This is a genomic window from Candidatus Methylomirabilota bacterium, from assembly GCA_028870115.1.
GTDB lineage: Bacteria > Methylomirabilota > Methylomirabilia > Methylomirabilales > Methylomirabilaceae > Methylomirabilis.
Window position 1 is genome coordinate 19,163 of record JAGWQH010000028.1, and the last position, 12,192, is coordinate 31,354.

Consider the following 12,192-nt stretch of genomic DNA (forward strand, 5'->3'; position numbering starts at 1 on the left):
GGTCTCATTGCTCGGACACCAAACGCACCTCCCGTTGCGGAAACGGAATGGCGATGCGACCGGCCTGGAACCGCTCAACAATGGCTTGATAGAGCTCGGCCTGGGCCGTGTCATATTCGTTGACTTTGACCCACGGGCGAATCGAGATAATGATGGCTGAGTCGTCAAGCAAAGTGATGCCGACGAGGGAGGTCGGCTCCTTCAGCACATATGCGCTGTTCTCCAATACCTGGCGCACGATGCCCAGTGTGTGATCCAGGTTGGTACCATACGCTACCCCCACCTTCAGGTTCAGTTGACGCATGGTCCCGAAGTTGTGCAGGATCTCCCCAACGATCTTGCGGTTGGGAATGACGATCTTCGAGAGGTCCGGATGAACGAGTGTCGTCGAAAAGAGATCGATCATGTGAACCTCACCCTGCTCCCCAGCCAGCTCGATGTACTCGCCGACACGATACGGTTTTGTAAAGATGATCGTCAGGCCCGCGACCACGTTACTCAGGACGCCCTGCAGCGCCAGCCCGATACCGACCCCGGCCACCCCGATGCCGGCGAGGAACGGTGTGATCTGAACCCCGAGGTTATCAATCACTACGACGAACGTCAGGAGGACCACCGCCATCCGGATAAGGCGGACGATCAAAATTCTGATCGGAGGCTCAATCTGCTGATGCGCAATCCATGAATGGACGATGTTCCCGATCCATCGGGCCACGAGCAGACCGCCTGCAAGGATAACCATGGCCCCGAGGACCTTGAATCCGTAACGGATGGTAAGGTCGATTACGAGATCTGTCGGCGACATCGTCATACTCATAGTGTAGGCTTTCCCTCGTTGTTGTGATTCGCCGTTGTCATCCTTACTTCACTTCCTAATCCCTGACCAAGTCGTCTGGGCACGAATTATTGGCTCAACGACAGGCCGACTAGGTTAAGACCGCCACGCTCTCTTTAGATCACCGATGTGCAGTAGGCGCAGCGCGTAGCCTTCAGGTGGATGCTCGACAGACAGTGAGGGCACGCTTTTGTGCTCGGTTCGACCGGAGCAGCTTCGGGTTTCCGTACCATGCGATTCACCTGCCTGATCAGCAGGAAGATCGCAAAGGCCACGATTAGGAAATCCAGTACGGTGTTGAGAAACACCCCGTAATTGATGGTGGCCGCACCTGCAGCCTTGGCTGCGGCGAGCGTGGGGTAGGCGCCACCGGAAAGATCGACAAATAAGCCGGAAAAATCGACTTTGCCGACTAACCGACCAACGGGGGGCATGAGGATATCGTTCACAAAAGAACTGACGATCTTGCTGAAGGCGGTGCCGATAACGATCCCGATAGCCATGTCAAGGACATTCCCGCGCATTGCGAACTCTTTGAACTCCGTCAGCATTTGCGCCCCTCCTTTCATATAATATAGTGTACTGCGCCTACCTGTGCCTCCACAGAGGGTATCATCATCACCACACTTCACACATAGCTTTCAATCGGGTGAAATCTGTAAAATGGAGTAAGACGGTACCTCATTCATCTCTCCAAGCTTTTCCGGTCCTTGTGCTACGTAATTCGGGGATTGCCCTGAGACCCGGAAAGAAAGCAATCAGCGCTTGCGCTAGGTTTCCGGCGTTGCTATGATTCGCAGCGTCGGTTTTGCCTCCTCGTTCTAGTCTAGCCCAAAGAGATCCTGTGTTCGCGCATGATCTGTCGAAGGCGCTGGCCGTTAATGAGTTCGATGGGTGGCCCTGCGATAAGTTTGGCAACCTCTTCGGAGAAGAAGCCCGTTGTGATGAGGATACCTTTCAATGCCCTTTCGGCAAGCACCGTATGGCTCAGAGCAATGATCTGGGTGGAGTGGATCGGTGTCTCAGGCGGGGTCAGGATGCAGCGAATAATATAGCTGCCGCCGGTAATTGGTTGGGAGTTGACGGCAGCAACATCGATCTCCCCCTGTCTGTTGCGGTGGCAGCCGGTGATGGACAAACCCATCTGCTCCACGAGGCGATAACAGAGGCGCTCGAACTGTTCGGACGTGAGTTGTTCCAACTGTTGTTGCTCGACGCCCCTGGGTTGGTAGTAGGCCTTTTCGACGGCGACCGGCGACGAAGAACGATTGAGTAAGAGGATCAGGCCCAAACCGAGCAGGATCGCAATCGTCACCAGAATGAACATGCGCCTCGCTCTTCAAGGCCCCATTCAGGGGATCAAGCGAACAGATAGAAAGTTCCTATCTGTACATCTCTTCGAAGATTCGATCTTTCTGGCCCTTTTTGATCAAGCGGTCATGGCGGAATGCTTGTTTCATCGCTGATCCAAGGCAGACCAGGATCAGGATGAGCATGCCGATGATCGGGATGTTGTCCGGCTGGGTCGCAATGGCCAATACATTGTCCATACAGAACCTCCTTTCAGTCGAGATTCTAGCACCACTACTCGTGATGGCAAGTCTTTTGTTCGAAAGGTTCCGTGGGGGATCTGATGCTTTCCTGGATAGGTTCTGAGAACGAGAAATAAGGTGAGAGTGAGAGGCGATTGATGCAATGGTCGATGCATACTCTCGTAATTAGCTTGCTCCTGGTTGGACGCGCCTGGGGAGCTGAACTGACGCCGGCTCGATCCGGTGAGGCCGACCAGGCGTACCGACTTGGCGTACGTCTGCAGCAGGAGGGACGGATGGCGGAGGCGATTGAGGCATTCCGGTCCACCCTTCGACTTGACCCTGCTCGCGCCGTTGTCTATGTGAGGCTCAAGGAGGCGTATCGTGGACGGACCAGCGATCAGATCCTTATGGAGCTCAGGCAGCAGGCTGATCAGGACGGCACCGACTTCGTATCCTGGAATCTGCTCGGTGTTCTGTATGCCGGGCAAGGGCGTTGGGCCGACGCCATAACCGCACTTCATAGAGCGGTGCAGATCCAGCCTGCAGATGTCGATGCATGGACGAATCTCGGATGGCTCTCATCGGAATTACAGCAGAGCGAGAAGGCCCGCGAGGCCTTCCGTCGAGCCCTTACGCTCGATCCTGCCTATGGGCGCGCTCATGCCGGCCTGGCCGGTCTGTATGCGGAGGCAGGACGTGACTACGACAGAGCGATAGAGGAGTATCAACTCGCGTTATCGGCGGAGCCGGATAATCCGCGCTACCTGTACGATATGGGATGGGTCTACTACCGGAAGGGGATGATGGATGAGGCGCTGAAGATCTTGACAGAGGCTTCAATCCTGAGTCCGGACGACCCGGCGGGACGGGCGAAGATCGGGTGGGCGCGGCTCCGGCGGAAGGAGTATACGGTGGCGGTTGAAGAGTTTGAGCGGGCGTTGCGCGCGCAGCCGCACTATACCTTCGCTCGGTTCGGGTTAGCGCGGGCGCTTCAGGCGGAGGGACACGACGATGCGGCCGCTGTGGAATATAAGCGGGCATGGCAGGAGGCCAATAACGATATCTACCTCTTGTATCTTGTCAAGCTCTATCTGCAACGAAACCTTTGGGTTGTGCTCCTGGCAGTGGTATCGGCGATGGGCCTGACGGTGGTGTGGCTCTTACGACGCAGAGGCCTTCCGCAAGGTTCTGAGGCTACATCCGGAAAGTGATGGTTAGGGTATAGGTCTCCGTATCTCTGCAAGTGAATACGCTCCCATCGTTGTCTCGGTCTCGCCTACACCAACGGGAAATATCCAGCCGATTAACGCATTTTATTCTTGACACGCACAATATATCGTAGTAATTAAAATATAGCTATACAAGATATAGTGTTCTATGAGAATCGACATCGATCTGAAAAGTTGGCGATAGATAGCGTATTCAGGCGTATAAGATCGGGTGCTCGGGATCGTAGTAAATCCGTATTATATCAATTATCCCAGGTAGAGGAGGACACAATGCTTGGTAAGGCAAGCGAGTCAACGTTTCACGGGATAGAACAGGGAGTAGACACGACCCAGGCGTTTGGAGCCCGGCCGGTGAAGGATGGACAGTGGAGTGAGTCGGCTCTCCGCGTTCTGAGGGAGCGTTACCTGGTGAGGGACGCGACAGGTATCAAAGAGACACCGGAGGAAATGTGCTGGCGGGTGGCGGTGGCCATCGCCAAGGCCGAAGCGCAGTGGGGTAGAACTGAGGCGGAGGCTCGCCAGGTCGCAGAGTCGTTTTACGAGATGATGGTTGAAGGAAAGTTTCTTCCTAACTCGCCCACGATGATGAATGCCGGCAAAGACAATGGGCTGCAGTATTCGGCCTGTTTTGTGCTTCCGGTCGATGACTCCATGGAGGGGATCTTCGAGGCGGTCAAGAGGGCGGCGATTATCCACCAGTCGGGTGGCGGGACCGGCTTTGCCTTCTCGCGTCTCAGGCCGAAGGATACGCTGGTCAGGTCGACAGGCGGCAAGGCCAGCGGCCCGATCAGCTTTCTTCGAGTCTTCAATGCCGCCACTGAAGCCGTCAAGCAGGGTGGCACCAGGCGAGGCGCCAACATGGGGATTCTTAAGGTGGATCACCCTGACATCCTGGAGTTTATCGACTGCAAGCTGGACGGTGGCATTACTAACTTTAATATCTCGGTGGCTGCCACCGAAACCTTCATGGACGCCCTGGCGAAGGACGAAGTCTATGATCTGGTCGATCCTCACACCAAGCTCGTGACCGGCCATCTTCAGGCTCGAGAGGTCTTTCAGCGGATCGTTCAGGCGGCTTGGCGGACTGGCGATCCAGGAATGGTGTTCATTGATCGAATCAATGCGAGCCCGGCCAATCCGATCCCGCAGGATGAGCTGATCGAAGCCACCAACCCCTGTGGGGAGCAGCCGCTTGGGCCTAATGATGCCTGCAATCTGGGCTCGATCAATCTGACCAGATTTTACCTCGCCTCAATTCCAGTGAACACCCTGGTGACGGAGCGAATCGATTGGGTTGGACTGGAACAGGTCGTACGAACGGCGGTTCGCTTTCTTGACGACGTTATCGACGTGAATCCCTATCCGCTTCAAGACATCATCGAGGAGGTTAGAAACAACCGGCGGATCGGTCTTGGCGTCATGGGGTGGGCCGATCTGCTGCTTGAGCTTGGCATACCATACGATAGCAATGAGGCGGTCACGCTGGGTGCGGAGATTATGGGTTTTATCCGTCGAATCGGCCACGACGCCTCCGAGAAACTGGCGGAGGCGCGGGGGCCGTTTCCGCGTTGGGGACGGAGCATTTACAAGGGTAAGAGGCCGCTCCGCAACTCCACCGTCACGACCATTGCGCCCACCGGGACCATCAGCATCATCGTCGGCTGCTCATCCGGGATTGAGCCGATCTTCGCCGTCGCGTTCAGGCACATCGTCGGCGACCGGCACCTGACCTTCGTCAACCCGATCTTTGAGGAGATCGCGAAGCGGCGCGGCTTCTACAGCGAAGAGCTGATGCGGCGCGTGGCTGAGCGAGGCACGGTTCGCGGGCTTGAAGGCGTACCGGAAGACGTTCAGCAGGTCTTCGTGACGGCCCACGAGATTGAGCCTGCCTGGCACGTGAGAATGCAGGCGGCGTTCCAGCAGCAGACTGACAACGGTGTCTCCAAGACGATCAACCTGCCCAACTCGGCGACGCCTGAGGATATCGCCAAGGCCTATATGATGGCATATGAGCTGGGCTGCCTTGGGATCACGGTCTTCCGCGACGGCTGTAAGGACACGCAGGTCTTGCACATAGGCACGGGCGCTCAGCCTGCGCTGAGCAAAGCCGAGGCAGCTGAGGAGAAGGAAGCTTTACAAGCCAGCCTTGCCACCGGGGCGATGGGTCTGGAGGAAAGACTGAAGGTCAAGCCGAGGCCGCGGACCATGAAGGGCGTCACGTACAGGGCGGAGACGCCGCTTGGGACGGCCTTCATCACCGTGAACCAGAATGGCGAGGGCGAGCCGTTCGAGGTGTTCGCCAGCGTGGGGAAGGCCGGGAGCGACACCTCTGCAGTGTCCGAGGCGATCGGCCGTCTCATCTCGTTAGTCCTGAGGCTGCCGTCACCGATGTCGCCACGGGAGCGGGTCGAGCAGATCGTCAACCAACTCTCCGGCATCGGTGGACGGCGACAGATGGGTTTCGGCAAGGATCGGGTCCGGTCGCTGCCGGATGCCATCGCCCAGGTCCTGGCCGAGCATATCGGCCTCACCGAGCCCGGCGTTCAGGAGATGCAGGCGGCTCTCGGCAAGGCGACCCAGAAAGCAGGCGATATGTGCCCCGACTGTGGCTCGGCCACCCTCGTCTACGAGGAAGGCTGCCAGAAGTGCTACTCCTGCGGCTTCAGCGAGTGCTAGTGTAGCGTCTCAGAAGTCTCTTTACTCTGATTGTCATTTCGGGCTTGACCCGGAATCCAGTCTTTCCGCGCTGGATTCCCGCTTTCGCGGGAATGACGACCTTGGAGTCAATGTAAAGAAGTGTTGGGGATACTACACTAGGCGGCAACGCAGTGACTATGGTGACGCTGCCTTGAATCGTGCGTTACAGTGACCGGCATACCCCCCATCAGCGCAGGTCAGATCCTGACCGGCCCGCTCTTCAACGAGCCGATGCGGGTGGAGACCGTGCAGGCCAATGGCCCTGCGAGCTGGGTGGTGGGGCTGGTCGGCACGCACTCCGAGCGCTTCCGCAAGGTGACACTGACTGCCGACGAGTTCAAGCGCCTCACGGTCCTTGACGCGCGGCACTCCTTTGACGGCGACGGGCGCCTCCTGCGCCTCGGCTTGCAGGCCTACGCCCTGGGCATCGCCTACGAGTTTGATCCGTACTTCGGGCTCTCGATCTCGCGCGTCGATCCGCTCCCGCACCAACTCGAGGCGGTCTACGACTACCTGCTCAAGCTCGCGCGCGTGCGGTTCCTCCTGGCCGACGACGCCGGGGCTGGGAAGACCATCATGGCAGGCCTGCTCATCCGCGAACTCGAGCTGCGCGGCCTCGCCGAACGTATCCTGATCGTCTGCCCGGCCAACCTCGCCTTCCAATGGCAGCGCGAGCTCAAGGAGAAGTTCGACACGAAGTTTCTCGTGCTCAAGGGCCAGGACATCCGCGACCAGTTCGGCGTGAACCAGTGGCTGGAGCGGAACCGGATCATCACGTCCCTCGATCTGGCCAAGCGCCAGGACATCCTGCCAGGGCTGCGCCAGGTCCGCTGGGATCTGGTCATCGTGGACGAGGCGCACCGCATGTCCGCCGCGGACGAGTCGCACAAGAGCCTGCGCTACCGGCTCGGGGAGCTGCTGCGCGACATCTCGGACCACATACTCCTGCTTACGGCGACCCCCCACAAGGGCGATCCTCAGAACTTCAGCCTGTTCCTGCAGCTTCTTGATACCGACGCCTACGCCGACGTGCGGTCGATCCGCGAGGCGATGGACCGCCGCCGGGCGCCCTTCTACCTTCGCCGCACCAAGGAGGCGATGGTCTACTTTCCCCAGCGGCGCGCGGACGGCACCTGGGCCGCCGAGAAGATCTTTACGAAGCGCATCCCCCACACGGTCGACTTTCACATCGACGGGGCAGAGTTCGACCTCTATCGCGACGTGACGCGCTTCGTGAAACGCGAAAGCGCGCGGGCCGCCGCCGAAGGAGAAGACCCGCGCGCCCGCGCGATCGGCTTCCTGATGTCCCTCTACCAGCGACGGCTGGCCTCCAGCACCTACGCCATGCGGCATTCGCTGGACAACCGGGCGCGCCGTCTCGAGGAGGGGATCAAGCGCGCCCAGGAGCTGGCCCGCCAGGCGCCGCCCGATCTTCCCGATCCGGAAGAGCTGGAAGAGATGGAGGAGGTCGAGCGCGACCGGCTCGAAACGCTCCTTGAGGCGATCACGCTGGCCGGAAGCGCCGAGCAGGTGCGCGAGGAGGTGCAGGAGCTGCGGCGACTCTCGGCACAGGCCCAGGCCGTCGAGCATGCCGGCGTCGAGGCCAAGCTCTCGAAACTGAAACATCTGCTCCACGAGCAGGGCTTCTTCGACAACCCCGACCAGCGCCTGCTGCTCTTCACCGAGTTTAAGGACACACTGGATTATCTGCTGAATCGGCTAAGGTCCTGGGGCTTTCGCGTCGGCTGCATTCATGGCGGCATGAAGTCCGGCTCGCGCGACGAGCCGGGGACGCGCCTGCACGCCGAGCAGCAGTTCCGCGAAGGCGTGATCCAGATCCTGGTCGCCACCGAGGCGGCGGGTGAGGGGATCAACCTCCAGGTCTGCAACATCCTCTTCAACTACGACATCCCGTGGAATCCGAACCGCCTCGAGCAGCGGATGGGCCGCATCCATCGCTACGGCCAGCGAAAGGACTGCCTGATCTTCAACTTTGTGGCCACCAACACCATTGAAGGCCGCGTCTTACAGCGGTTGCTCGAGAAACTGCAGGAGATCCGGGATGCCCTGGACGACGACGCGGTGTTCAACGTGGTCGGCGAGGTCCTGCCCGCGGCCCACGTCGAGCGCGTATTGCGCGACTACTATGCCGGGCGCCTCGGCGACGCCGACCTCGAGGAGCGCCTGCTCCGCGGCGTGGACGAGGGGCAATTCCGTGCGATCTGCCGGAATGCCCTGGAGGGACTGGCAAGCAAAAAGCTCAATCTGGAGATGCTGATCGAGCGGCGGGCGCTGGCGCAGGAGCGACGCGTGGTGCCGGAGACGATTGCACGCTTCCTGCGCGAGGCGGCTGAGTTTGTGCCGCTCACGCTCAAGACGTTCCCGAGCTTGCCGTACACCTTCGAGCCGGCGCGGACGCCCTCGGTCCTCCGCCGCTATGAGAAAGATCCGGACTGGAAGCTCCCGGCCCTTGCGGACCGTTATCCGCGCTGTTCGACCGACCGCGAGGCGGCGGAGACGAACAAACTGGAGTGGGTTACGCCCGGCCATCCGTTGTTCGAAGCGATCCGGCGACACACCCACGCGCAGGCGCTTGACGTCCTCGGTAAGGGCGCGACTTTCTACTCGCTTCAGCACGAGCACCCGGCGCGCATCGACTTCTACCGGGCGCGTGTGGTGGATGGACTCGGCCAGGTCATCCATGAGCGACTGTTCGCCGTGGAGATCTCCGAGGACGGTGAACCTCGACTCCAGGAGCCCGGCCTGCTCGGCAACTTTGTGCCTGCGGACCCCTGCCTGCCGGCAGGCGGGGCGCCGGCCGAGACGCCCGCGGTTGTGATCCTTCCCGAGGCGACGACCTGGCTGCACGAGTACGTACTCGCACCGTTCCTCGAGGAGACACGCAGGGACCGCCTGGCCGAGGTCGAGCGGGTCAGCACGCACGTGGAGCTCTCGCTCACCGAGCTGCTCCAGCGAGCGGACGAGGAGATTGGCCGCGCGGTGGCCGAGGTGGACCAGAAGGTCGCCGGGGCGGAGGGACGGCTCGCACAGGCCGAGACGCGCCACGCAGAGCTGCTCGCCCGCCGCGATCATCGCAGGACCGACCTCGATCGCCAACGGGCACTCACGCTTCAGGCTGTGGAGCGGCTCGCGAGCGTCCTTGTGCTGCCCCACCCTGAGCAAGAGGCGCCAGAGGTGCGGCGTCTCAAGCCGAACTTCGAGACCGAGGCCGTCGCGATGCGCGTGGTGATGGAGCACGAGCGGGCGCAGGGCCGGCAGGTCTACGACGTCTCCGAGAAGAATCTGGGCTACGACGTCACGAGCCTCGACTTGGCTTCCGGAGAGCTGCGGCTCATCGAGGTCAAGGGGCTTGGCGCAGCGACCGGCACGATCCTGCTTACGCCCAACGAGCGACGCGTGGCAGAAGACCGTCCCGACTGTTTCTGGCTCTACGTCGTCACCGACTGCGACAATGCGCCGCGACTCCAGGAACCGATCTGCGACCCCGCCCGCCTCGACTGGCACGAGGTCACGAAGGTCGCGCACTACTACCTAAGCGTAGACGCGATGACGAGGCCAATGTTGGTCAAGGAGGATAGCGCGTCATATGGAGGGGAAACGCCATGATGACTCTGCGGCGCTTTTCCCGGAAGTTCGAATCTGTACCCGCTGCTACATCCTGGCATCTCGCTGACCTCGGTGAAGCACGAGGAAAGCAGGAATTGTTTACCCGCCAGTCGCCACAGCGCCTCAAGGCGCTCCGGGAGCACGCGCTTATTGAAAGCGCCGTATCGTCGAACCGGATCGAGGGCGTTGAAGTTGATCAATCACGAATCGCCACCATCGTCTTCGGCAAGTCGCTCCTGCGGGATCGTGATGAAGAGGAAGTTCGGGGATACCGGCAAGCTCTGACAATGATTCATGAGCAGGGCGCGAAACTGCCCGTATCGGAAGCCACCACATTGACACTCCACCGCCTGACACGAGGGCACACACGACACCTGGCCGTATATCAATTACATTCTTTCCATCGTCAAGATGGCGTATCGGGAATTCGAACAGCGCATCGGTCAACTCCGGAGTCCCAAGGGGGAGAAAACACGCCTCATTCTTCAAGCGATCGACAGGACGCTCGGACCTTTCAGCGTAGCCGATCTTCAACACCGACATCCGAATGTCAGCGTGGATTTGATCCGGCGTATCCTGAAAAATGTGCGGGCTACAAATCAGATTGAATGTCTTGGACGCGGCCAGAACGCCCGATGGCAAAAAACCGCCAAGTGGCAATTGGGTAATGTCGAATGAATTGGGTAACGAAATGGGTAATAACAGAGGCAGGGCTGGCGGTTTTGGAGAAGGGAAGAACGAGGCAGAAATCATGACGATTCCTGCCGAATTGGGTGTCGATCATCGCGTCACACTGAATGTGGCAAAAACAAAAAGAGCGCGCCGTGCAGGCTTGGACCCCTCCAGCTTAGCCAACCTATGGATGGAAACACTGGAGGAACCTACAACGGACTTACCGCTCATCTCGTAAATTATGCTTACGGCCTAGTCCGCGTCAAGATACAATTACAGGGCAGCATAGCTTTACGCTGGGCGACAAGCGAGTATTCCCAGGGAATGTAAGCGCCTCGCCGAGCAGGAGAAGTCCATTCAGCGAGGATTCGAGTAGGCTGCATCTACTGTGTACCGATCTGCAGACAGAAAACAACCGGCGGAAGGAATGACCCGATGAGTGAAAAGACCGAGTCGCTAAGATTCTCAAGCCTCCGGCTGCAGAACTGGAAGAACTTCGCGCAGATCAAAGTCGATCTCCAGAACCGCGTCTTCCTCGTTGGACCGAACGCCGCCGGAAAATCTAATGTGCTGGACGTCTTCCGCTTCCTGCGGGATCTGGCCTCGCCGGGCGGAGGCTTTCAGGAGGCGATCCGTCGCCGCGGCGGTGTGAGCGCCATCCGGTGTCTCGCCGCGCGCCGCTATCCCGACATCGAGCTTCGCGTCGTCGTTGAGCCGCCCCAGACGGCAATCCGATGGGAGTACGAACTCGCCTTCAATCAGGACGCGCAGCGCCGGGCGCGCATCCGCAAAGAAAGGGTGGTTCGAAACGGGCAGACGCTGCTGGAGCGTCCGAACGATGATGACAAGCAGGACCCGGCGCGATTGACGCAGACGCACATCGAGCAGGTCAACGTCAACCGTTCCTTTCGGGATCTCGCGTCCTTCTTCGAGTCGGTGCGGTATCTGCACATCGTCCCGCAGCTCGTCCGCGAGCCGGACCGCTCGGTCGGACGTTCAAACGATCCCTTCGGTGGCGATTTTCTCGAGCAGATCGCCAAGACCCAGGAAAGAACGCGTGTCGCCCGCCTGAATCGGCTCCGCAACGCGCTGGGCGTGGCCGTTCCCCAGCTCGCAGAGATCGAGATGACGCGGGATGATCGCGGCGCCCCACACCTGCGTGGGAAATACGAGCACTGGCGCCCGCAAGGCGCGTGGCAGACCGAGGATCAGTTTTCCGACGGCACCCTGCGTCTCATGGGACTGTTGTGGGTGGCGATGGAGGGTGGCGGGCCGCTCCTGCTCGAGGAACCGGAGCTGTCGCTTCATTCCGAGATCGTGCGATACCTGCCGCAGATGTTCGCCCGCGTCCAGCGCCGGACGGGAAGGCAGATCATCCTCAGCACCCATTCGCCCGATCTGCTTCGCGATGAGGGCATCGGGCTCGACGAGGTGCTGCTGCTGCGCCCGGGTAGCGAAGGCACCGAGATGGCGCCTGCCGGCGCCTTCCAGGAGATCCGCGACCTTCTTCAAGGTGGGATGACACTCGCCGATGCCGTCATACCCAAAACTCGCCCCGCGCACGCAGACCAACTGACCTTGTTCGGGGATTCGTGAA

Annotated in this window: 9 protein-coding genes; 5 read left to right on the forward strand and 4 right to left on the reverse strand. The window is 60.0% G+C overall.

Annotation, left to right across the window (positions count from 1 at the left end; translation table 11 throughout):
* Positions 1-4: 4 nt before the first annotated feature.
* The 4 genes from KGL31_02445 to KGL31_02460 all read right to left on the reverse strand — a co-directional run bounded on the left by KGL31_02445 (position 5) and on the right by KGL31_02460 (position 2,385).
* The gene (locus tag KGL31_02445) at positions 5-811 is read right to left on the reverse strand and encodes a mechanosensitive ion channel (protein ID MDE2320765.1); all 807 of its coding nucleotides are present in this window, start codon (positions 809-811) and stop codon (positions 5-7) included.
* A gap of 140 nt (positions 812-951) precedes the next feature.
* The gene (gene mscL / locus KGL31_02450) at positions 952-1,386 is read right to left on the reverse strand and encodes a large-conductance mechanosensitive channel protein MscL (protein MDE2320766.1); all 435 of its coding nucleotides are present in this window, start codon (positions 1,384-1,386) and stop codon (positions 952-954) included.
* A 275-nt stretch (positions 1,387-1,661) separates the two neighbouring features.
* The gene (locus tag KGL31_02455; GenBank protein ID MDE2320767.1) at positions 1,662-2,162 is read right to left on the reverse strand and encodes a restriction endonuclease; all 501 of its coding nucleotides are present in this window, start codon (positions 2,160-2,162) and stop codon (positions 1,662-1,664) included.
* Positions 2,163-2,217: 55 nt separating this feature from the next.
* Positions 2,218-2,385 carry a hypothetical protein gene (locus tag KGL31_02460; protein MDE2320768.1) on the reverse strand — a complete coding sequence of 56 codons (168 nt, stop codon included), beginning with the start codon at positions 2,383-2,385 and terminating at the stop codon, positions 2,218-2,220.
* Between the two features lie 140 nt (positions 2,386-2,525).
* On the opposite strand from KGL31_02460, the gene KGL31_02465 reads away from it, so the two are divergent.
* The 5 genes from KGL31_02465 to KGL31_02485 all read left to right on the forward strand — a co-directional run bounded on the left by KGL31_02465 (position 2,526) and on the right by KGL31_02485 (position 12,191).
* On the forward strand, positions 2,526-3,581 hold the full coding sequence (locus KGL31_02465; protein MDE2320769.1) for a tetratricopeptide repeat protein: 1,056 nt from the start codon (positions 2,526-2,528) through the stop codon (positions 3,579-3,581).
* 288 nt (positions 3,582-3,869) lie between these two features.
* The gene (locus tag KGL31_02470) at positions 3,870-6,275 is read left to right on the forward strand and encodes a vitamin B12-dependent ribonucleotide reductase (GenBank protein MDE2320770.1); all 2,406 of its coding nucleotides are present in this window, start codon (positions 3,870-3,872) and stop codon (positions 6,273-6,275) included.
* A 252-nt stretch (positions 6,276-6,527) separates the two neighbouring features.
* Positions 6,528-9,923, forward strand: coding sequence for a DUF3883 domain-containing protein (locus tag KGL31_02475; protein MDE2320771.1), 3,396 nt, complete (start codon positions 6,528-6,530; stop codon positions 9,921-9,923).
* A 667-nt stretch (positions 9,924-10,590) separates the two neighbouring features.
* Positions 10,591-10,833, forward strand: coding sequence for a hypothetical protein (locus tag KGL31_02480; protein ID MDE2320772.1), 243 nt, complete (start codon positions 10,591-10,593; stop codon positions 10,831-10,833).
* Between the two features lie 197 nt (positions 10,834-11,030).
* Positions 11,031-12,191: an AAA family ATPase gene (locus KGL31_02485; GenBank protein ID MDE2320773.1), complete on the forward strand. Its 1,161-nt coding sequence runs from the start codon at positions 11,031-11,033 to the stop codon at positions 12,189-12,191.
* Position 12,192 lies beyond the last annotated feature (1 nt).

Excerpts from the sequence above, each read along its gene's own strand:
- KGL31_02470 (MDE2320770.1), top strand. The coding sequence starts at position 3,870 with ATGCTTGGTAAGGCAAGCGAGTCAACGTTTCACGGGATAGAACAGGGA.
- KGL31_02480 (MDE2320772.1), top strand. The coding sequence starts at position 10,591 with ATGTCGAATGAATTGGGTAACGAAATGGGTAATAACAGAGGCAGGGCT.
- KGL31_02465 (MDE2320769.1), top strand. The coding sequence starts at position 2,526 with ATGCAATGGTCGATGCATACTCTCGTAATTAGCTTGCTCCTGGTTGGA.
- KGL31_02445 (MDE2320765.1), bottom strand. The coding sequence starts at position 811 with ATGACGATGTCGCCGACAGATCTCGTAATCGACCTTACCATCCGTTAC.
- KGL31_02460 (MDE2320768.1), bottom strand. The coding sequence starts at position 2,385 with ATGGACAATGTATTGGCCATTGCGACCCAGCCGGACAACATCCCGATC.
- KGL31_02475 (MDE2320771.1), top strand. The coding sequence starts at position 6,528 with ATGCGGGTGGAGACCGTGCAGGCCAATGGCCCTGCGAGCTGGGTGGTG.
- mscL (MDE2320766.1), bottom strand. The coding sequence starts at position 1,386 with ATGCTGACGGAGTTCAAAGAGTTCGCAATGCGCGGGAATGTCCTTGAC.
- KGL31_02485 (MDE2320773.1), top strand. The coding sequence starts at position 11,031 with ATGAGTGAAAAGACCGAGTCGCTAAGATTCTCAAGCCTCCGGCTGCAG.
- KGL31_02455 (MDE2320767.1), bottom strand. The coding sequence starts at position 2,162 with ATGTTCATTCTGGTGACGATTGCGATCCTGCTCGGTTTGGGCCTGATC.